This is a genomic window from Lentisalinibacter sediminis (assembly GCF_040706615.1).
In the GTDB taxonomy this organism is placed as follows: domain Bacteria; phylum Pseudomonadota; class Gammaproteobacteria; order Steroidobacterales; family Woeseiaceae; genus Lentisalinibacter; species Lentisalinibacter sediminis.
The window spans coordinates 38,834-60,246 of record NZ_JAPDRF010000008.1 but is presented as its reverse complement, the minus strand read 5'-3'; the positions used below and the strand labels follow the sequence as shown (position 1 = coordinate 60,246).

Annotated in this window: 18 protein-coding genes; 16 read left to right on the top strand and 2 right to left on the bottom strand. The window is 65.4% G+C overall.

What is annotated here, in order from left to right:
- Positions 1-2 precede the first annotated feature (2 nt).
- The 9 genes from ACJMKX_RS16795 to ACJMKX_RS16755 are packed head-to-tail and all read left to right on the top strand — an operon-like array spanning position 3 to position 7,608.
- Positions 3-1,364, top strand: coding sequence for a Na(+)-translocating NADH-quinone reductase subunit A (locus ACJMKX_RS16795; RefSeq protein ID WP_405227973.1), 1,362 nt, complete (start codon positions 3-5; stop codon positions 1,362-1,364).
- Positions 1,364-2,575, top strand: coding sequence for an NADH:ubiquinone reductase (Na(+)-transporting) subunit B (locus ACJMKX_RS16790; RefSeq protein WP_405227971.1), 1,212 nt, complete (start codon positions 1,364-1,366; stop codon positions 2,573-2,575). The genes ACJMKX_RS16795 and ACJMKX_RS16790 overlap by 1 nt, the downstream gene beginning before the upstream one ends.
- Positions 2,568-3,428, top strand: a complete 861-nt coding sequence (locus tag ACJMKX_RS16785; RefSeq protein ID WP_405227969.1) for a Na(+)-translocating NADH-quinone reductase subunit C — start codon at positions 2,568-2,570, stop codon at positions 3,426-3,428. The genes ACJMKX_RS16790 and ACJMKX_RS16785 overlap by 8 nt, the downstream gene beginning before the upstream one ends.
- Positions 3,425-4,087: an NADH:ubiquinone reductase (Na(+)-transporting) subunit D gene (locus ACJMKX_RS16780; RefSeq protein WP_405227968.1), complete on the top strand. Its 663-nt coding sequence runs from the start codon at positions 3,425-3,427 to the stop codon at positions 4,085-4,087. The genes ACJMKX_RS16785 and ACJMKX_RS16780 overlap by 4 nt, the downstream gene beginning before the upstream one ends.
- Positions 4,087-4,695: an NADH:ubiquinone reductase (Na(+)-transporting) subunit E gene (gene nqrE / locus ACJMKX_RS16775; protein ID WP_405227966.1), complete on the top strand. Its 609-nt coding sequence runs from the start codon at positions 4,087-4,089 to the stop codon at positions 4,693-4,695. Before ACJMKX_RS16780 ends, nqrE begins: the two co-directional genes overlap by 1 nt.
- Entirely contained in the window at positions 4,695-5,936 is a 1,242-nt protein-coding gene (nqrF, locus tag ACJMKX_RS16770; protein ID WP_405227964.1) for an NADH:ubiquinone reductase (Na(+)-transporting) subunit F, read from the top strand. Before nqrE ends, nqrF begins: the two co-directional genes overlap by 1 nt.
- 4 nt (positions 5,937-5,940) lie before the next feature.
- Positions 5,941-6,975, top strand: coding sequence for an FAD:protein FMN transferase (locus tag ACJMKX_RS16765; protein WP_405227962.1), 1,035 nt, complete (start codon positions 5,941-5,943; stop codon positions 6,973-6,975).
- On the top strand, positions 6,975-7,166 hold the full coding sequence (gene nqrM / locus ACJMKX_RS16760) for a (Na+)-NQR maturation NqrM (protein ID WP_405227960.1): 192 nt from the start codon (positions 6,975-6,977) through the stop codon (positions 7,164-7,166). The genes ACJMKX_RS16765 and nqrM overlap by 1 nt, the downstream gene beginning before the upstream one ends.
- 25 nt (positions 7,167-7,191) lie before the next feature.
- Complete coding sequence (locus tag ACJMKX_RS16755) at positions 7,192-7,608, top strand: CBS domain-containing protein (protein WP_405227958.1); 417 nt, start codon at positions 7,192-7,194, stop codon at positions 7,606-7,608.
- Between the two features lies 1 nt (position 7,609).
- Here the strand turns inward: ACJMKX_RS16755 and ACJMKX_RS16750 are convergent, their stop codons facing one another.
- On the bottom strand, positions 7,610-9,823 hold the full coding sequence (locus tag ACJMKX_RS16750; RefSeq protein WP_405227956.1) for a TonB-dependent receptor: 2,214 nt from the start codon (positions 9,821-9,823) through the stop codon (positions 7,610-7,612).
- 192 nt (positions 9,824-10,015) lie between these two features.
- On the opposite strand from ACJMKX_RS16750, the gene ACJMKX_RS16745 reads away from it, so the two are divergent.
- Positions 10,016-11,467: a serine hydrolase domain-containing protein gene (locus tag ACJMKX_RS16745; protein WP_405227954.1), complete on the top strand. Its 1,452-nt coding sequence runs from the start codon at positions 10,016-10,018 to the stop codon at positions 11,465-11,467.
- Positions 11,464-13,185: an N-acyl-D-amino-acid deacylase family protein gene (locus ACJMKX_RS16740; protein ID WP_405227952.1), complete on the top strand. Its 1,722-nt coding sequence runs from the start codon at positions 11,464-11,466 to the stop codon at positions 13,183-13,185. Before ACJMKX_RS16745 ends, ACJMKX_RS16740 begins: the two co-directional genes overlap by 4 nt.
- On the opposite strand, the gene ACJMKX_RS16735 is transcribed toward ACJMKX_RS16740, so the two are convergent.
- Positions 13,170-13,826 carry a TetR/AcrR family transcriptional regulator gene (locus ACJMKX_RS16735; protein ID WP_405227950.1) on the bottom strand — a complete coding sequence of 219 codons (657 nt, stop codon included), beginning with the start codon at positions 13,824-13,826 and terminating at the stop codon, positions 13,170-13,172. The two genes, ACJMKX_RS16740 and ACJMKX_RS16735, sit on opposite strands and share 16 nt — an antisense overlap.
- A gap of 107 nt (positions 13,827-13,933) precedes the next feature.
- On the opposite strand from ACJMKX_RS16735, the gene ACJMKX_RS16730 reads away from it, so the two are divergent.
- From ACJMKX_RS16730 to ACJMKX_RS16710, 5 genes are all read left to right on the top strand, one after another.
- Positions 13,934-15,256, top strand: a complete 1,323-nt coding sequence (locus ACJMKX_RS16730) for an APC family permease (RefSeq protein ID WP_405227948.1) — start codon at positions 13,934-13,936, stop codon at positions 15,254-15,256.
- A 51-nt stretch (positions 15,257-15,307) separates the two neighbouring features.
- Complete coding sequence (locus tag ACJMKX_RS16725; protein WP_405227946.1) at positions 15,308-16,069, top strand: enoyl-CoA hydratase/isomerase family protein; 762 nt, start codon at positions 15,308-15,310, stop codon at positions 16,067-16,069.
- A 17-nt stretch (positions 16,070-16,086) separates the two neighbouring features.
- Positions 16,087-16,758: a TetR/AcrR family transcriptional regulator gene (locus tag ACJMKX_RS16720; protein WP_405227944.1), complete on the top strand. Its 672-nt coding sequence runs from the start codon at positions 16,087-16,089 to the stop codon at positions 16,756-16,758.
- Positions 16,759-16,789: 31 nt separating this feature from the next.
- Positions 16,790-17,986 carry a DmpA family aminopeptidase gene (locus tag ACJMKX_RS16715; RefSeq protein WP_405227942.1) on the top strand — a complete coding sequence of 399 codons (1,197 nt, stop codon included), beginning with the start codon at positions 16,790-16,792 and terminating at the stop codon, positions 17,984-17,986.
- 76 nt (positions 17,987-18,062) lie between these two features.
- Positions 18,063-21,353, top strand: coding sequence for a carboxyl transferase domain-containing protein (locus ACJMKX_RS16710; protein WP_405227941.1), 3,291 nt, complete (start codon positions 18,063-18,065; stop codon positions 21,351-21,353).
- Positions 21,354-21,413 lie beyond the last annotated feature (60 nt).

Below are 21,413 nucleotides of genomic sequence, written 5' to 3'. Positions count from 1 at the left end.
CCGTGACAGAACGTCTCTCATTCCAGATCCGCAAGGGCCTGGACATCCCCCTGGCCGGCAAGCCGGAACAGGTGATCGAGTCCGCCCGGCCCGTCGGCAGCGTTGCGCTGCTCGGCCTCGACTTCATCGGCCTGAAACCGCGGATGGCGGTCAAGCCCGGCGACCGGGTGCGGCTCGGCGATCCGCTGTTCAGCGACAAGCAGACGCCGGGCGTGACCTACACGGCGCCCGGTGCCGGCGTCGTGCGGGATGTGAACCGGGGCATGCGCCGGGTGCTGCAGTCGGTCGTGATCGATCTGGACGGCGACGAGGCGGTGGACTTCGGCAGCGTCGCGGCCGGCGATCGGGACGGCCTCGACGGCGAAGCCGTGGAGGAGAAATTGCTGGCCGCCGGTCTCTGGCCGGCTTTCCGTACCCGGCCCTACAGCAAGGTGCCGGCGCCGGGTTCGCGCCCGCACGCCATCTTCGTCAAGGCCACGGACACCCACCCGCTGGCGCCGGATGCCGAGGTGATCGTCGCGGACGCCGCCGACGAGTTCGCCGCGGGCCTGGGCCTGGTGGCGAAGCTGACCGACGGGCCGGTCTACGTCTGCACCGGACCGGATTCCCGCATCGCGGTGCCGGCTGAGGAGCCCTTCGTGCATGCCGAGTTCTCCGGGCCTCATCCGGCCGGTCTGCCGGGCACCCACATCCATTTCCTGGACCCGGTCAGCGAGAACAAGACCGTCTGGACCATCGGCTCCCAGGACGTGATCGCCGTGGCCCGGCTGTTCGGGACCGGGCGCCTGCCCACCGAGCGCATCGTCTCCATCGCCGGCCCCATGGTGCGGCGGCCGCGGCTGCTGCGCACCCGCGTGGGCGCCAGCACCGAGGATCTCATCGCGGGCGAACTGGACGACGACACCGATACGCGGGTGATCTCCGGCTCCGTGCTGAGCGGCCGGCGCGCCAGCGACTGGGGCGCGTGGATGGGCCGCTATCACAACCAGTTGACGGCCCTGCCGGAGGGCCGCAAACGGGAATTCCTCGGCTGGGCGCTGCCGGGCACGAAGAAATTCTCGGGCATCCGTGCCTATGCCGGTCCCGTGCTGCAGAAGGCCGGGTTCCGCCTGACCACCTCCCAGAACGGCAGCCCGCGGGCCATGGTGCCCATCGGCAACTTCGAGAAAGTGATGCCGCTGGACATCCTGCCGGCGCCGCTGCTGAAGGCGCTGGTGGTGGGCGACACCGAGACCGCGCGCAAACTCGGCTGCCTGGAACTGGACGAGGACGACGTGGCGCTGCTCTCGTTCGTGTGCTCCGGCAAGTATGACTACGGCCCCGCCCTGCGCGAGAACCTGACCGACATCGAGAAGAACGGCTGATGAAACCACTGCGGCGATTCCTGGACCGGCTGCACCCCTTGTTCGCCAAGGGCGGGCGCTACGAGAAGTACTACGCCCTCTACGAGATGGTGGACACGCTGCTCTATACCCCTTCGGACGTCACCCGCAGTGCGCCCCACGTGCGCGATGCGCTGGACCTGAAGCGGGTGATGATCATGGTGGTGTTCGCCGTGACTCCCTGCGCGCTGGTGGGCATGTGGAATCTGGGACTGCAGGCCAACACCGCCATGGCGGAAATGGGCGTGGCCGGGCTGGACGGCTGGCGCGGCGCCGCGCTCGCGCTGCTCGGTGCGGGCTACGATCCGGCGAGCTTCTACGACAACTTCATGTACGGCATGGCCTTTTTCCTGCCGCTGTACGTTGTCACGCTGGCCGCCGGCGGCCTCTGGGAAGTGATCTTCGCCGGCATCCGCAACCACGAGATCAACGAGGGTTTCCTCGTCACCTCGCTGCTGTACGCGCTGATCCTTGCACCCACCACCCCGCTCTGGCAGGCCGCGCTCGGCATCAGCTTCGGTGTCGTGATCGGCAAGGAAGTCTTCGGCGGCACCGGCAAGAACTTCCTCAACCCGGCGCTCACCGGCCGCGCCTTCCTGTACTTCGCGTACCCGGTGCAGATGTCCGGCGACGCCGTCTGGACCGCGGCGGAAGGCTTTACCGGCGCGACGGCGCTGGGTCTCGCCGCCATAGACGGCATGGCGGGCATCGCCGAGGCGGGCATCACCTGGACCCAGGCTTTCGTCGGCTCCATCCAGGGCTCCATCGGCGAGACCTCGGCACTGGCCTGCCTGATCGGCGCAGCGATTCTGATCTACACCGGCATCGCCTCCTGGCGGATCATCGTCGGCTGCATCATCGGCCTCATCGTGCCGGTGCTGCTTTTCAACCAGATGGATGCGAGCTCGAACCCGATGCTCGCCATGCCCTGGCACTGGCACCTGGTCACGGGCGGCTTCCTGTTCGGCGCCGTGTTCATGGCCACCGACCCGGTGAGCGCCGCGCAGACCGATACCGGGCGCTGGATCTACGCGATTCTCATCGGCGTGCTGACGGCGCTGATCCGGGTGGTCAACCCGGCCTATCCGGAAGGGATCATGCTGGCCATCCTGTTCGGCAATATTTTCGCGCCTGTCATCGACTATTTCGTCGTGCAGGCCAACATCAAGCGGAGGTTGAAACGCAGTGTCTGAGGAGCGCAAGGCCCAGGACGCCGGCCGCGGCGCCCGCAAGGGGTTCAACCGGGAGAGCATCAAGAACGTGCTCATCGTCGCGGTGAGCCTGTCTCTGGTCTGCTCGGTGCTGGTCTCCGCCACGGCGGTGATACTGAAACCGATGCAGGAGCGCAACGAAGCGCTGAACATGAAGAAGAACGTACTGCTGGTGGCGGGCCTGCTGGAGCCGGGTATCGACATCGAGGAGCGCTTCGGGATGGTCGAGACCCACATCGTGGATCTGGCCACCGGCGATTACCACGACGAGATCGATCCGGCCGAGTACGACATGATCGAGGCGGCCAGCGACCCTGCGATGTCCGTCGATATCCCGGCCGCGAAAGACATCGCCGGCATCGGCCGCAGGGCCAAGTATGCCGAGGTCTACGTCCTGCGCGACGAGGCGGGCGGAGTGGAGACGGTGATCCTGCCGGTCTACGGCATGGGGCTGTGGTCCACCATGTACGGCTTCATCGCCCTCGGCCCCGACGGCAGCACGGTACAGGCCCTGAAGTTCTACAAGCACGCCGAGACGCCGGGGCTGGGCGGCGAGGTGGACAACGAGCAATGGCTCGCCAACTGGCCCGGCAAACGGATCTATGACGAGGAGGGCGACATCCGCATCCGTGTCGCCAAGGGCACGGTGGGCGCTGCCGCCGGCTGGACGGGCGCCACCGCGAGGGGCGGTGCCGCCATATTCCAGGTGGACGGCATCTCGGGGTCGACGCTGACTTCCCGCGGCGTCACCAACCTGCTGCATTACTGGATGAGTGATGACGCCTACCGGCCCTACCTGGAGAAGGTCTGGAGACGCAGCGTGGAGCAGTCATGAACGGAGAAGCGAAGAAAGTCATACTCGATCCGCTGGTCGACAACAACCCGATCACGCTACAGGTGCTCGGCATCTGTTCGGCGCTGGCGGTCACCACGTCGCTGGCGCCGACGCTGCTGATGTGCCTCGCGCTCACCAGCGTTGCCGCGTTCGCCAACGCGGGCGTGAGCCTCATCCGCAACCGGATCCCGTCCAACATCCGCATCATCGTGCAGATGACCATCATCGCCTCGCTGGTGATCATGGTCGACGAGGCGCTGAGGGCCTTTGCCTTCGACGCCAGCCGCCAGCTCTCGGTATTCGTCGGACTGATCATCACCAACTGCATCGTACTGGGCCGCGCCGAGGCGTTCGCCATGAAGAATGGCGTCGGCATGAGCTTCCTGGACGGGCTCGGCAACGGGCTCGGCTACAGCATCATCCTGATCGCGGTGGCCGTGGTGCGCGAGCTGTTCGGTGCCGGCACGCTGCTCGGCGTGCAGATACTGCCGCTGATCAGCGAAGGCGGCTGGTACGAGCGCAACGGCATGATGCTGCTGCCGCCGAGCGCATTCTTCATTATCGGCATGCTGATCTGGGCCATCCGCAGCTGGAAACCGGAGCAGAAGGAGGAACCGGAGTTCCAGATCCATGAAGTGCACCGGACGGAGGTGATGTGATGGAAGCCCATCTCAATCTCCTCGTCAAAGCGATCTTCGTCGAGAACCTGGCGCTCGCCTTCTTTCTCGGCATGTGCACCTTCCTGGCCGTCTCGAAGAAGATCGAGACGGCGCTCGGGCTCGGCCTGGCCGTGGTCGCGGTGCAGAGCATCACGGTGCCGGTGAACAACCTGATCTACAACGTCTTCCTGGCCGAGGGGGCGCTCGCCTGGGCCGGCCTGCCCGAGGTGGACCTGTCGTTTCTGGGCCTCGTGAGTTACATCGGCGTGATCGCCGCGCTGGTGCAGATCCTGGAGATGACGCTCGATCGCTACGTGCCCGCCCTCTACAACGCCCTCGGCATCTTCCTGCCGCTGATCACGGTGAACTGCGCCATCCTCGGCGGCACGCTGTTCATGGTGGAGCGCGACTACACCTTCTCCGAGTCTGCCGTTTACGGCTTCGGCAGCGGCGTCGGCTGGGCGCTCGCCATCGTGGCGCTGGCCGGCATCCGGGAGAAGCTCAAGTACAGCGACGTGCCCGACGGGCTGCAGGGCCTCGGCATCACCTTCATCATCACCGGGCTGATGTCGCTCGGTTTCATGGGCTTCTCCGGGATACAGCTCTGATGGCGGCTTCCAGCGCGACACTGCAGATCTCATTGGGGGTAGCCCTGTTCACGGCCATCATCCTGGTACTGGTCACGGTCATCCTGCTCGCCCGGCGCAAACTCGTCGCCACGGGGGAGGTGGATGTCCTGGTGAACGGCGAGCGCCACCTGGACATGCCGGTGGGCGTGAAGCTCCTCGGCGGGCTGGCCGACTCCGGGCTGTTCATCGCCTCGGCCTGCGGCGGCAAGGGCACCTGCGGTCAGTGCAAGATCCAGGTAGTCTCCGGCGGCGGCGCCGTGTTGCCCACCGAGGCCTCGATCCTGTCCCGCCGGGAGATGGACGAGGACTGCCGCCTGTCCTGCCAGGTCACGGTAAAACAGGACATGAAGGTGCGCGTGCCGGACGAGGTGTTCGGCGTGCGCAAGCTCGACTGCAAGGTGATCTCGAATCACAACGTGGCCACCTTCATCAAGGAGCTGAAGCTCGCCTTGCCCGAAGACGAGGAACTCGACTTCCGCGCCGGCGGCTATGTCCAGATCGAGTGCCCGGCCCACGACGTGAAGTTCAGCGACTTCGAGGTGGAGGAGCGCTTCCGCGAGGACTGGGACCGTTACGACCTGTGGCGCTACGAATCCCATACGAAGGAGAAGGTGGAGCGGGCCTACTCCATGGCCAACTTCCCGCTGGAGAAGGGCATCGTGATGCTGAACGTGCGTATCGCGACGCCGCCACCCGGTGCCGACAAGGACATCCCGCCCGGCATCGTCTCCTCCTGGATCTTCTCGCTGAAGCCCGGCGACCCCGTCACCATCTCCGGGCCGTTCGGCGATTTCTTCGCCAAGGAAACGAAGGCGGAGATGGTCTTCGTCGGCGGCGGCGCCGGCATGGCACCCATGCGCGCCCACATTTTCGATCAGCTGGAACGCATACATACCGATCGCAAGATGAGCTTCTGGTACGGCGCCCGCAGCAAGCGGGAGATGTTCTACGTGGAGGACTTCGACCGCCTGGCCGCGGAGAACGACAATTTCGACTGGCACGTGGCGCTCTCCGACCCGCTGCCCGAGGACGAGTGGGATGGGCCCACCGGCTTCATCCACGAAGTGCTCTACGAGCGCTACCTGAAGGACCATCCGGCCCCGGAGGACTGCGAGTACTACCTGTGCGGTCCGCCCATGATGAATGCGGCCGTGATCAAGATGCTGGAGGACCTCGGGGTCGAGCGCGAGAACATCATGCTCGACGATTTCGGCGGCTGAGCCGGTGGCCGCGAGGCTACAGCGCTCCGCACTGTTGCCCCTCCTGCTGGCGGCGCTGGCGCTGGCCGGCTGCGGCCGGGACGAGGGCTCGCCGGAGGCGCACATCACCGGCGCCACCATGGGCACCACCTACAGCGTGCGCGTCGTCGACCCGCCGGACGGCATGGCCATCGACGAGGTCACCCGGCGCATCCAGCTCGCGCTTGAGGACGTCAACCGGCGCATGTCCACCTGGCGGGACGACTCCGAGGTGTCGCTGTTCAATGCCGCGCCGCCGGGGGAGTGGTTCCCGGTGTCGGAAGACACGGCGGCCCTGGTCGCGATGGCCGAGGCGGTCAGCCGCATGAGCGACGGCGCCTTCGATGTCACCGTCGGCCCGGTGGTGGATCTCTGGGGTTTCGGTCCCGACCCGGTGCGGGTGACCCCGCCCGCGGAAGCCGAGATCGCGGCGGCGCTGGAGCAGGTGGGCCACACGGCGCTGGAAAGCCGGGAGGAGCCACCGGCGCTGCGCAAGACCGGCCCCGAAGTCGCCGTCGACCTCTCCGGCATCGCCAAGGGGCATGCCGTGGACCGGATCGCGGCGGTGCTCGAGCAAGCGGCGATCGACAATTACCTGATCGAGGTGGGCGGCGAGCTGCGCGTGGCCGGCCGCAACCGCCGCGGCGAGCGCTGGACCGTGGCCGTGGAAGACCCGCTGGCGGCGGGCCGGGAAGTGCACCGGGTGCTCAATGTCACCGACACGGCCATTGCAACTTCGGGGGACTACCGCAACTTCTTCGAATATGAAGGAGAGCGCTATTCCCATACTATTGACCCACGCACCGGCTGGCCTGTATCACATGATCTGATATCCGTGACGGTGCTGGACGAGAGTGCGGCCCTGGCGGACGCGCTGGCCACGGCCCTGCTGGTGCTGGGGCCGGAGGCCGGCGGCGAACTGGCCGAACGGACCGATATCGCGGCGTATTTCGTCGTGCGCAGTGGCGACGGCGTGATGGCCCGGTGGACATCGGCCTTTGCCGCGAGAGAGGTAATGTGATGTCGACGATACTGGTGACACTCGTGAGCTTCCTGGTGATCCTCGTCGCGATGCTCGCGATGGCGGTCGGCGTGATGGCCGGCCGCAAGCCGATCAGCGGCAGCTGCGGCGGGCTGAACAGCGGCGGCAGCTGCGAGCTCTGCTCCAACCGGGGCGAGTGCCGGCGCAAGAAGAACGAAGCCGGCGCCTGAGAGGCGCCGGGAGGGGGAGACGCACATGCCTTTGAGATCGGTACTGGTGAAGGACTGGATGGCCGCCAACCTGGTCACCCTGAAACCGGACATGGACGTCATGGACGCCCTGGTCCGACTGGTGGAGGCACGCATCGCCGGGGCGCCCGTGGTGGACCATCACGGCAACCTGGTCGGGATGCTCTCCGAGTTCGACTGCATGAAGGTGGCGCTGGACTCCAGCTACCACGGTGAATGGGGCGGGCGCGTCAGCGAATTCATGACCAGGGAGGTCATCACGGTACCCGCCGACATGAGCATCATCGACCTGGCGCGGCGCTTCCAGGAATCGCGGCTGCGGCGCTTCCCGGTGATGGACGATACCCGGCTCGTGGGTCAGATCAGCCGCAGGGACGTGCTTCGGGCATTGATGTCCATCGCCGACGCGCCGCGCCGGGCCTGAGTCAGTCGCCGAATCTCCCGCGCAGTTCGATTCCCCAGCTGCGCGGCCGATTGAGGACCAGGTAGCGGGTACCGAGTACCTCCGACTGACGACGGATATAATCCTCGTCGAGCAGATTCTTCGACCACAGATAGATGCCGTAGCGCTCGCCAGGGCTCCTGACGCCGATACGGGCGTCGACGAGGGTACTCTCTTCGCCGGTGAAGTCCGGGTCATTGGAGGGGCGGTTGAAGACTTCGTCTTCGTAAGCGACGTCGACCCGTGCCATCCAGGCCCAGCCGTTCGCCAGTTCGCGGTCCACCTGCGTGAAGAAGGCGCCGGTCCACTCCGGGATGTCGGCCAGCTCGTTGCCCGAGTAGTCCGTTCCGGCGAGCGGGTCGACGTAAGCGTCATACTCGGCGCTCTGGTAGCCGAGGGCACCGCCGATCGTCAGCCAGTCCGTCGCCAGCAGGCTGAGATCGGCCTCGAAGCCCGTAATCTCGGCGGCCGCGGCATTCGACGTCACCTGGATGATGCCGTTGAAGAACTGCTCCTGCTTGTCCTCGTAGTCGCTGTAGAATGCGGCGACGTTCAGGCGCGCCCTGCCGTCGGCGAACTCGCTCTTCAGCCCGGCCTCGTAGCTGACGACTGTCTCGGCGTCGAACTGCAGGCTGCCCGGGTCGGCGACGGGGGAGGCCGTCGAGTCGAAACCGCCGGCCTTGAAGCCACGGGCGATCTTTGCGTAGCCGCGGACACGGTCGCTGAAGCGATAGCCCAGACTGATGTCACCGGACCAGTCATTATCGCTGAGGCTGTCACTGAAGGGTGCCACGGGCGGGTTGAAAGCCAGTATGATGCCGACGGGGACTCCGGGCGCCACCTCGAATACCTCGACATCCTGCCGGTAGTCCAGGTCCTTGTCTTCCCGGGTATAACGCAGCCCGGCCGTGAGGGACCAGCGATCGGTCAGCTGATACGTGCCGGAGAGGAACGCGGCGATGCTCGTCGTGTCGATGGAGGACCGAGTCCGGGCGCTTTCGTTGTAGCCCGGTATGGCCGGAGCGCCGAGGACCGGCGGCAGGTCCTCGTCGACGAACACGAGATCCAGGCCGTCCTGGCTCTGATCGAAGTAATAGAGACCCGCGACCCAGTTGAAGGCTTCGTCGCCTCCCACCAGGCGCAGCTCCTGGCTTATCTGATCCTGATCCTCGGTGCGTCCCGTCTCGAAGAGTCGCAGGACGCTGTAGTCCTGATCATTGCGGCCGGTCCAGTCCACGCCGCGGGCGGCGGAGACGGACACCACTTGCTGGTCGTTCCAGCTCCAGTCCAGCGTCAGCGACACGCCGTAGATCTCGCGTTCGAACAGGTCGTTCTCGCTGGTGCCGATGGTCCGGTCGAACGGGTCTCCGTCGAGGGGTGCCAGCGCGCCATCCAGGATGTCATTGAAGTTCTCGACCGAATCGTCCTCGCTGTATTCCGCCGTGAGCAGCCACGAGAAGCGGTCGGAAGGCGTGCCCATCAGCTGGCCACGCAGCCCCCAGAAGTCGACGGACATGAGGTCTGATGCCACCGGGTTCGTGTTCTCCACCCAGCCGTCCCGTTGTTTCACCGTGGCGGAGATCTTGCCATTAAGGCCGTCCTGGAGGATCGGGCCGGTCACATAACCGCGGAACTGGCGCAGATCATCGTCGCCGAAGGTCACGTCTGCTTCGGCGCCGAACTGGTCTTTGGGCTTGCTGGTTACGACGTTAACCAGTCCGCCTACTATGTTCTTGCCGAAGAGTGTGCCCTGGGGGCCGCGCAGAACCTCCACCCGCTCGATGTCGATCAGGTTGGCGCTGAATGCCGACGGGCGGCCGATATAGACCTCGTCCACGACAACGCCGACGCCGGATTCGATGCCGATATTGTTCACGTTGCTCGAAATGCCGCGAATGGCGATCCGCGGTATGGAGGACACGTTCTGGTCGATGGTGGTGTTCGGCATCAGATCGAAGAGTTCGGTGAAATCGCTGATGGAGCGGTCCTCGATCTCCTTCGCCGAGACCACGGAGAGCGCGATCGGCACATCCAGGGCGGCCTGCTCGCGCTTCTGTGCGGTGACGATGATCTCCTCGACGAACTGTGCGTCCTGGGCGAGCGCAGTGGCAGCGCAGTGGGAGGCCAGAAGGGCGAACAGCAGAGCTTGCAGAGAGCGTGTCCGGCCCTCACCGGTCACGGAAGTCGATTCAGGCATTAACTTATACTCCAACCAAGTAAACTGACTAAGAGTCAAATTTTTATATGCCCTTACTAACCCCTGAAAGAGCGGATGTCAATCTTTTTTCGTCGGGACCGTGTTCATTTGCATCGATTGCCAATGCCCGGGTTTTTGACTAGTCTACAAAAAATTGGACTAAAGTATAAAAGACCTGCAGGGAACTGTCGCATGAAGAGGATCATCGGTTTGGGCCGTCCAGTCGCGGCCTTTCTGGCACTCGCCCTTGGAGCGGTTGCAGTTGCGAAGGGTGGCGCAGCCATTGAAGGGCAGCGGACACTCAGCGACGCTCAGCGGTCGGCGATCGACACGATTGTCGACAATGCCAAGGACGGCGCGGGATTCCCCTCGCTGGTCGTCCTGATCGACCGGGGCGGAAAGACGATCTACTCGCGTGTGCTCGGTAACGCGGATCTCAGCTTCGAAATGCCGGCAACCATGGAGACCGCCTACGCGATCGGCTCGATTACCAAGTCGTTCACCGGTCTCGCCGCCGTGAAGCTCGCCTACGAGGGCGCGCTGGACCTGGACGCTACGGTGGGTGACTACCTGCCGGAGTACGAGGGACCCGGTGCCGGCGTCACGGTGGCGCGGCTGCTCGATCACACATCAGGCATACCGAACTACACGAACGAGATCCCGGGGATACGGTCGAGTCTCGAGCGGCGCGCCTATACCAGGGAGGAGATGGTCGCGCTCTTCGAGGACCTGCCGCTGAACTTCGAACCGGGAACGCGCTGGAGCTACACGAATTCCGGTTATTACCTGCTCGGGCTCATCATCGAGACCGTATCGGGGATGGACTACTACGAATATCTCCGCGAGCACGTCTTCGCGCCGCTTGGCATGGAGCGGACCTACAGCGGTGACTATGCGGAGGTGATTCCCCGTCATGCCCGAGGCTACGCCCGGACCGAGACCGGCTACGTCAACGCGGCGCCATGGCATTACCTCGTCCCGTTCTCTGCCGGCTCCCTGGTGTCTACCGCGGCCGACGTCGTCCGGTATCGCCGCGGCGTTTTCCATTCAGAACACTTCCCGCCGGGGCTGCGGGCGATGGTGCTGGAGACGCGGCCGCTCGCGGGGGGCGAGGAGAGCCTCTACTCTCTCGGCGGGCTGATCATCTCCGAGTTCGCCGGCCGCAGGAAGATATCCCATGCCGGTGACATCTGGGGCTACACGTCCGATCATGCCTATTATCCGGAGGACGATCTCACGATCGTGATGCTCGGCAATCGACAAGCCGATGCGCCGGCGATGTCGTCCTTCGAACAGAAGATCGCGCGCGTCGTCTTCGACGTGCCTCAGCCCGAGGTCCGGGATCTTTCGCTAAGCGAGGAGGAGCTGGCGAGATACACCGGCGACTTTCGTTTGAGCCCCTATCTCGTGGGCGCCGAGATCTACGGGTTCCTCGGCAGGGACGGCAAGCTCTTCATCCGTTTCGGTGGCAGCGACGCGGAGGGCCCTGCAATCCCGCTGCTCGCGCAGGGCGACGGGACGTTCCGCGCGATATTCGACGACGAGTGGGTATTCCGCTTCGCCAGCGAGCCGGGCGCGCAGAGGGCGGGGGCGCTGACGATGGAATACCGGGGTGGTACGTTCTACGCGGAGCGCATGGAATGAGGGCCGCTCGCCGGCTGCTGCTGTGCACGGCGCTGGCGCTCCTCGCCGCCTGCCGGCAGGAGCCGGCCCCGCCGACGGCGGCGGGGCCGGCCTTCGACCTGCTGATCACCAATGCAACAGTGGTGGACGGCACCGGAGCAGAGCGATACGTGGCCGACGTCGCAATCACCGACGGGCGCATTGCCGCTGTCGGATCACTGGCGGACGAGCGGGCAATCGAAGTGATCGACGCTGCCGGCATGATCCTGGCACCCGGCTTCATCGACGTCCACAGCCACGCGGACCGGGCCTTCGCGAACCCGGCGACGGCCGGCATGGAGGGCTTCCTGCGACAGGGTGTCACCACCGCTGTCTATGGCATCGACGGCTTCATGAGCCTCGACGATCTCGACCGGTATGTCGCCATCGCGGAATCGGGTGGCACGGGCATGAATTTCATGGCATTCATCGGTCACAATTCCGTCCGGCGGGCGGTGTTGGGCGACGAGGATCGCTCCCCGAGCGCGGCCGAGCTCGAGCGCATGCGAGACATCGTCGGTGAGGCAATGGAGCGCGGGGCGCTGGGGCTTTCCAGCGGACTGATGTACCTGCCCGGCCGCTACGCGACGAGCGAGGAGCTCATCGAACTTGCGAGTGTCGTGGCGCCTTACGGCGGCATCTATGATTCCCACGTCCGTGATCCTGCCAACAACCTGCTCGCCTCCCATCAGGAATGCCTGGATATCGCCTATGCCGCGGGCGTCCATGCCCACCCGGCGCACGTGAAAGCGGTCGGCGCGAAGAACTTCGGCAAGGGCCCCGAGTTCGTCGCACTGATCGAGACCGCCATCGAGAGGGGGCAATCGGTAACCGTCGACCTCTATCCCTACGATGGCGCAGCCACCCGGCCGGTGATCGCACTCCTGTATCCTGCGGACGACGACAGGGGCCGCACGCTGATGCGGCAACTGTCCGCGCTGCTGGCCGGGGAAGAGACGGATACCGACATCCCGACGCTGACCGCGGGTCTGAAGGCCTACTGGCAGGAGATCACCGACGACCCCGCCCGCTACGAGCAGGCCAGGCGGAACAGCGAAGAGCCCGCAGAGGGCGTCTTCAGCTGGATAGACACGGTGGGCTACGAGTCCATGCGCATCGTGGTGAGCGCACGCGATGGCTACGAGAGCCGTATGGTCACGGAACTGGCTGCCGATCTGGGTATCAGTCCGTTCGAGCTGTTCCGGCGTCTGGCGGTGGAGGAGGGGGCCGGTGCGGTCGTCACGCTCGGCGCCATCCGCGAAGACGATCTACGGGTCATCCTGAAGCAGCCCTGGGCGATGATCGCGTCAGACGGCGAGGAGCTTGCCCCGTCTCATCCGCGCGGTCGGGGTACGTTCGCGCGAGTCCTGGGACGTTATGTCCGGGAGTGGAATGTTCTCACTCTCGAGGAAGCCGTGTACAAGATGAGCGGCCTCCCCGCGAGTTATCTGCAGCTGCCGGACCGCGGCGTCATCCGGGAAGGTGCCGTCGCCGACATCGTCGTGTTCGATGCGGAACGGATCATCGACCATGCCACCTGGTCGGAACCGTCGCGTTACGCAGAAGGGGTCGTACACGTGCTGATCGGCGGCGAGTTCGTACTCAGGGCCGAGACATCCACGGGATCGCGAGTGGGGCGCTACATTCCCTTCGTCGCCGAACCGGGGAGCGGAGCGGCGGATCCTCAGGCCGCGATATGATTCTCGATCATGTCGCGGAAGATCCGTCGGCATCCCGCTATGTCGATGCCGTCCGGCTCGGCGGCGATCTGGCCCTGGATGCCGTCGACCATGGCCTGTACCACGTCGGCGAGATTCCGCGTCGAAACGCGCTTTCGTATCGTGCCCTCGCTCTTCGCCTGTTCGATGATCTCCGTCAGCAGTTCGCGGGTGCGGCTATTGACGAATTCGAGCATCGAGCGCTTCTCCTGCGCCGTGCCGAAACACCCCTGGACGTCCAGGTACACCATATAGAAGTCGCCATTGTCGGCGATGAAATCGAGGCAGGCGTTCACGAACTCGAGCAACTTCTCCCTGCCCGTCGATTTCCGCGCGATCCGCTCCTGCACGTAGGTGCCGTATTCGCGGAGACTTCGGCGGATGACCTCCTCACCGAGATCCCGCTTGCCGTCGAAGTGGTAGGAGATGACGCCCTTGCTGACGCCGACCGCATCGGCGATTTCGGCCAGGGAGGTCTGATCGAAGCCGTTCCGCGCGAAGAGTTGCATGCTCGCATCGAGGATCTGCCTGCGGCGAGCCTCCTCGATGAAAGTGGGTTTCGTTCGGCCCCCGCGCCGCTTCCCCTCGCCGCCGGCGCGGCGCTTCCTGGTTTTGCTGGCCATCGTGTCTCCCGGCATGATGCTGCCGTCAAGAGCGGATTCTGGCATATCGGCCGGACTAAATGGGACACGGCTGTCGGAGTGGCCACCCGATGAACCGGGATGACGGCATGACGCGGAGCGTCGGCGCCCTCGGTGCGGCGGTAACGCTGATCGGGTTCGTGATAGGCATCTCGATATTCATACTGCCGGGCTCACTGGCGGCGAGCACCGGGCCTGCCGTGGTCCTCTCCTACCTGATCGCGGCGGTACTGGCCGTATTCACGTGCGTGGTCGCGGCACAGCTCGGTGTCATATTTCCGGTGAGTGGCGCGAGCTTCGTCGCCGTGAGTTCGCTGGTATCTCCCTTCTGGGGCTTCGTGCTGGTCTGGATGATGTTCGGCGGGGTGGCGGTGGGCGCTGCGCTCCTCGCGTTCGGCTTCGCCGACTATCTCAGGGTGTTCGTGCCATCCGTCGACCGGAGCGTTGCGGCGGCCGGCATCATCCTCGGTCTCGGTGGCCTCAATCTTCTGGGTATTCGCGATACGGTGATCGGGCAGACGCTGATGGTCGCCGCGTTCATGATCGCGCTCGCCGCTTTCTGTGCGGCCGGTCTCTGGCATATGGACACTGCTCTACTGCAGCCGTTTGTGCCGAACGGCCTCGGCCCTGTCGTTCTGGCGGCCATCCCGGCGGCTTTCTCGTACAGCGGTTTCGTTCTGATCATGGAGATCGGTGGCGAAATCAAGGAGCCGGTGAGGAACATACCCCGCGCGCTCGCGCTCAGCTTCGGAGTCGTCCTGGTAACGTACACACTGGTATCGCTCACATTGACGGGCATCCTGCCGTGGCAGGAGCTGGGCGCAAGTGAAGCGCCGGTCAGTGAAGCTGCCGCTCGCATGCTCCCGGACTGGCTGGCGCAGTACATCACGCTGACCACGATCGCTGCCGCAGCGACGTCCATCAACGCTTTGTTGCTTGCTTACTCCCGTGATGTGCTGGCGCTCGCCAGAGTACGGCTGCTGCCCGCGCCGCTGGGCCGGATTTCGGCGCGGCATGGCGAGCCCGTTTACGGGGTCATCTTCCTGACTGCCCTCGCGCTGTCTGCCCTGTCCCTGGGCGGCAACATCGCCGAGTACGCCACCCTGGCCGTAGTCAGCATGCTGGTGCTGCAGATTCTGATCGGTGTGGCGGTGCTGCGCTTGCCCTGGCGCATGCCCGAGCGCTACGCCGCATCGGCTTTCCGGCTTCCGCTCTGGCTGGTCGTGTTCTTCTCTGCAGGTCTCGTCCTGCTGTCCGTCGGTTTCCTGGTGATTGCGCTGCGCGGCAGCGTGCAGGTGCCGACGGCTGCCGGTGCCTTTTTCGTGGTTGGCGCCTGCTACTACGGGCTGCGCGCTCGCTGGCTGCGTCTGCAGGGATTGCCACCCGGCGGCACGCCCGATTCAGGGATTTGACCAACGGCCAGAAAAATATAATGATGTACTAACCGGTAGATAGAAAAAGATATGACCGACACAACGGTAATCGCGGAACAGAAGGGCGCGGTGCGCCTCATCACTCTGAATCGACCGGAGAGGCTGAACGCGATCAACGTCGCGCTGATCACAGGGCTTCGTGATGCGCTGGCCGAGGCCAATGCCGAAGGAGACGTCGGCGCGATCGTGCTGAGAGGTGCCGGGAAAGCCTTCTGTTCCGGTGACGATCTCAGCGACAAGACGGCCATGCCCGCGAATAGGGAAGAGGGGATGGAGATCATCGAGGCGCTGCAGGACGTCAGCCGGCAGATACTCTATGGTGAAAAAGTCGTCATTGGCGCTGTCCATGGCTGGGCCGTGGGCGGCGGTTTCGAGTGGGTGGTCAACTGTGACTTCTCGGTGTGGGCAGAGGACGCAAAGGCGTTCTGTCCGGAGATGAGATGGGGAATGTCTCCGACCGGTGGAGTGACTTCATTACTGGGCAGAATCGTCGGCCTGCATCGGGCGCGAGCCATCCTGATGCTGGGCGACAAACTCACCGCGGATGACTTGCGGGACATCGGTATTGCCTGGCGCGTAGTGCCCGAGGAGCAGGTCCTCGCCGAGGCAATGACGCTCGCCGAGCGCATCACCGAGCTACCAACGCGAGCCGTGCGTGATCTGAAGCGCGGACTGAACGCGGTGTTCCGTGAGGAGCTCGATCTCGCGATCCGTCTGGAGACCGAATCGACTGCATTGTCGATTGCGGATCCCGATACTTTCGAGCGTATCCAGACGTTTTCAGGGTCCTGAGGCCGGGGAGGGCAGCTTTGGCCAGGAAACCAGCCACATATTCCGGTCAGGACATTGCGTCGGATGCGCATCGGCCGCGGCGAAAGAAGAAGACCGGTGCGCCTACTTTCATCGAGAGAGAGCGGCGGCGACAGATTCTCGACATAGCGGCCCGCCTGTTTGCGGAGCAGGGATTCGACAAGACTTCTCTGGAGGCGATTGCGCGGAAGGCCCGTATCAGCCGCGGCGTGATCTTCTATTACTTCGAGGGCAAGCGGGATCTCGGCGAGCAGACCGTACGCAGAGGGCTGCGCGACTACAGTCGGTATGTACGTGAGCGTGTCGCGGCACGCGATCCGGGTATCGGCCAGCTCTTCGAGTTCATCGATGCCTGTCTCGACTATCAGCGCGAGCACCGCGAGATCTACCTCCTGTACATCGATCTGATCGGCTGCTTCGGCGATGCAGAGGACAAATATGCCCTGACCGTATCCATGAATCGGCGTACACGCGAATGGCTGGTCGACATCATCGAGGCCGGCCAGGACAGCGGGGAGATCGGTCCCGTGCCCACCCAGGAGTTGGCCGATGTCATCCAGGGTTTCGTCGACGGCCTGATGGAGATGTGCGCCCTCGAACCCGACGGCATCGACGTGGACGGCTGCAAGGCACTGATCCGGACGATGATCTCGAAAACCGTAACGCAGTGATGGCCCTGCGCCGTCTCCAGGAGCGATCGCCATGACTGTACGGCTGCTTATCTTGATTCTTGCCGCCGCGTTGCCGTCCCTCGTCATGGCGGATGCGCCTCCACGCGCACGCGACCTCGGCGTCCCCTTCGACGGCACTCCGGGACCGCGCAATGCCATCACGGATGTCGATGGCGTGCTGGTTGGGCACGTGACGCTCATCGAGGGCGAGGGTGCCCTGGAGCCGGGCAAGGGCCCGGTCAGAACCGGCGTTACCGCGATCCTCCCCCTTGGCCGCGACATGTCGCGGAGCGTCGCCGCCGGTCGCGCGGTGATCAACGGCACGGGCGAGATGACGGGCAGCTGGCTCATGGACGAAGTGGGCATGATCTCCGGCCCGATCATGCTTACCGGCACGTCCAGCGTCGGTATCGTGCACCATGCGACGAGCCGGTGGATTCGCGACAACGCGCCGCCGGAACACTGGGTGGCGGGCCTCATCCCGGTCGTCGCCGAGACCCTCGACCTGCACCTGAACGACGTCTGGGGCTATCACGTCAAGCCGGAGCATGTCTATCGGGCGATCGACACGGCCGCCTCGGGCCCGGTGGCGGAAGGCAACGTGGGCGGCGGCACCGGCATGGTCGCCTACGCGTTCAAGGGTGGTATCGGTACGTCTTCCCGGCTCGTGAGCGTCGGTGAGCAGACCTACACCGTGGGTGTACTCCTGCAGGCCAATCATGGCGGCCGCGACCGGCTGCGTATCGCCGGCGTGCCCGTGGGCCGCGAGATCCAGGATCTCATGCCGTCCCGCGCTCAGGCCGCCAGCGAGAAGAACTCGCTGGTGATCGTCATCGCTACAGACGCGCCGCTGTCCGCGACGCAGCTGGAACGACTCGCACGGCGCGCCGCCCTCGGAGTGGGACGCAACGGCAGCGTTGCGAGTTTCATGTCAGGCGAACTCGCCGTGGCCTTCTCGACGACAAACACGATCGCTATCGGCCAGCAGACGAACAGCATCGAGACGCCGACGCCGTGGACCGGCGCGATGCTCAATCCTCTCTTCCTTGCCACGGTGGAGGCGGTGGAGGAGGCGCTCGTCAATTGCCTCGTAGCTGCGGAGACGATGACGGGAGCGAACGGGCTGACGGTGCACGCGCTGCCGGAGGACCGGCTGCAGGAGATTCTGCGGAAGTACAACCGGCTGCAGGAGACCGCAGAACCCGCGGCTGTGGCCCCCGGCTATTGAGACCGCGGTGGGCGCCGCGGCGGCGAAGCCGTCGGGCGGATCTCCGGCGTCATCCGGGCAGGGAAATGTGAGAGCGATGACCGGCGAATTGCGCAAGCTGGCGATAGCCAACCGCGGCGAGATCGCCGTGCGGATTCTGCGGACTGCGGCAGTCCGTGGGCTGCAGACCGTTGCGCTTTTCTCGGACGACGAGCCCGACAGCACGCACGTGCGGCTGGCCGACGAAGCGGTGCCACTCGCCGGCAGCGGCCCCGCGGCATACCTCGACATGGACCGTATTATCGCTGCGGTAAAGGGAGCGGGCGCCGATTGCGTGCACCCGGGCTACGGCTTTCTCAGCGAAAGCGCCGAGTTCGCGAGGCGCTGCGAGGCGGCCGGGATCGTATTCATCGGGCCCGGCCCGGATCAGCTGGAATTGTTCGGTGACAAGGTTGCGGCGAGGCAGCTCGCGCTGGACTGCGGCATCCCCTGCCTCGGCGACGGCAAGGTGGTAACGCTCGGGGAGGCGCGGGACTGGTTCGACGCGTTGCAGGACGGTGCCGCGATGGTGATCAAGGCCGTGTCCGGAGGCGGCGGACGGGGGATGCGGGTCGTTCGGCGGCGCGAGGACATCGACGAGGCCTACGCACGCTGCCGGTCCGAGGCGCAGGGTGCTTTCGGCGACGGCCGCCTCTACGTCGAGCGCCTTCTTCCGCGCGCGCGACACGTCGAGATTCAGGTGATCGGAGACGGGCAGGGTGCGTGGAGTCATCTCTACGAGCGCGAGTGCAGCATCCAGCGGCGCCACCAGAAGGTGGTCGAAATCGCTCCCAGCCCCGTGCTATCGGATGCGCTCAGGGAGAGGCTGTTCGAGGCCGCCCTCGCGCTGGCCTCACGGGCGGGCCTGCGGAGCCTCGCCACCGTCGAGTTCCTCGTCGACAGTGCGGCGGGCGATGACTCCGACTACTACTTCATCGAGGTGAACCCGCGGATACAGGTGGAGCACACGGTCACCGAGGAGGTGCTGGGGATCGATCTTGTCGACGCGCAGCTCGCGATTGCCGAGGGAGTCACCCTGGAGCGGATCGGCCTCGATACCGGTTCGGTACCGATGCCCGCGGGCCATGCCGTCCAGTTCCGCGTCAACGCGGAACGCGTGCATCCGGACGGCACGACCACGCCGGGGAGCGGGCGGGTGGAGAGCTGGAATCTGCCGGCCGGTCCCGGCATCCGCGTCGACACCGGAATCCGTGCAGGCGACACGGTGAGTTCACGCTTCGATTCTCTCCTTGCGAAAGTGATCGTGCACTCGCGCACGGGAGATTTCGGCGACGTGATCCGCCGCGCCCGGGTCGCGTTGCGGGAGCTGCGCATCGATGGCGTCCCGACCAATCTCCGCCTGCTCCGGCGCCTGACCGAGGACCCTGAGTTTCTTGCCCAGGAGGTGGACACCGGTTTCCTGGACAGGCGCCTGCACGAACTGCTCGCGGGCGAGCCCGGAGAGACGTCCGGAGAGCGCAACGTCTCGCCGACCGACCAGGCGGTGCGCGAGGAACCGCTGGCGGGGGACGAACAGGCGGTCGCCGCGCCGCTGCAGGGCATGGTGGTCGAGGTCATGGCCGAGCCCGGACAGGCCGTGCAGCGGGGCGAGGCACTGCTCGTCCTGGAAGCGATGAAGATGGAGCACGTGATCGCCGCCGACACTGCAGCGTTCGTGCGGCGCGTGACCGTATCCGTGGGCGAGCAGGTAATGGACGGTCAGACGCTCGCCGTGCTGGAGGCCTTACAGGACGGAGAGCAGGAAGAGAGCGAGGTGGCGCGGGTCGACCCGGACCTGATCCGACCGGAGTTACGGGAAGTCCTCGACCGGCGTGCACTGACGAGAGACGAGGCGAGACCGGAAGCGGTAGAGCGGCGTCACCGCCGCGGCGGACGTACCGCCAGGGAGAACATCGCCGATCTGGTGGACGAGGGGACCTTCACCGAGTACGGGTCGCTGATCGTCGCGGCGCAGACCGCCCGGCGCCCGGAAGAGGCGCTGCAACGCATCAGCCCGGCCGACGGCGTGATCACCGGAATGGGCAACGTCAACGGCGGGATCTTCGGCGAACGCCCGACGCGGTGTCTCGTGGTCGCCTACGACTACACGGTAATGGCGGGCACTCAGGGTCTGCGGGGCCATCAGAAGAAGGATCGGGTATTCGAGCTGGCCTGGAAGTGGCGCCTGCCCGTGGTGCTGTTCGCCGAAGGGGGAGGCGGCCGACCGGGTGACACGGACATCGAACTCGTACTCGAGTCACCGAGCTTTCTGCGTTATGCCCGTCTGAGCGGCAGGGTACCGCTCGTCGGTATCGTTTCCGGCTATTGCTTCGCAGGCAATACCGCGCTTCTCGGCTGCAGCGACGTGATCATCGCGACGCGGGGCTCGAACATCGGCATGGCCGGCCCGGCGATGATAGAAGGAGCCGGACTGGGCCGCTGCGAGCCCACGGATATCGGCCCGGTGGAAATGCAGGCGCGCAACGGCGCGGTGGATATCGTGGTCGAGGACGAGCGAGAGGCGGTGGCAACGGCACGGCGCTATCTCGCCTATTTCCAGGGCGATCTCACCGAGTGGCGCTGTGCCGACCAGCGACTTTTGCGTCATGCGGTCCCGGAGAACCGGACACGAGCCTATGACGTGCGGCACCTGATCTCGCTGCTGGCGGACGAGGAATCGGTGCTGGAGCTGCGCCGCGATTTCGGCCGCGCGGTGCTGACGGCTCTCGCGCGCATAGAAGGCCGCGCGGTCGGCATCATCGCGAGCGACAACGCGCGTATTGGCGGCGCTATCGACAGCCCGGCGGCCGACAAGGCGGCGCGCTTCATGCAGCTGTGCGATGCCTTCGGCATCCCGATCCTGAATCTCCTCGATACGCCCGGTTTCATGGTGGGGCCGGAGGCCGAGGAGAAGGCCCAGGTGCGGCATCTCGCGCGTATGTTCGTCACGGCTTCGCATTGCGAGGTGCCGGTATTTACCGTCGTGCTACGCAAGGCATACGGGCTCGGCGCTCTGGCCGCCGCGGCCGGTAGTTTTCACGCTTCCGTTTTCAGCGTCGCCTGGCCCACCGGTGAGTTCGGTCCGATGGGTCTGGAGGGGGCGGTACGGCTCAGTCACAGGCGTGAGCTGGAGGCACTGGACGACGAGGCCGAACGCAAGGCACTGTTCGACCGACTGGTCGGGGAGCATTATCAGAGAGGCAAGGCGGTACGGATCGCCGGCCAGCTGGAGATCGACGAGGTGATCGATCCGGCGGAGACTCGCGCGTGGATCGTGCACGGCCTCGAGACCGCCGACATGGACGCCCGCGCCGGCGGGGGTAGCGGTCGTTTCGTGGATCCCTGGTAGGGTTGTGCCGGAACGGTTCGGCCCGAGTGCGTGCCGGCCGCAGAGGCGCAGGAGAGTATC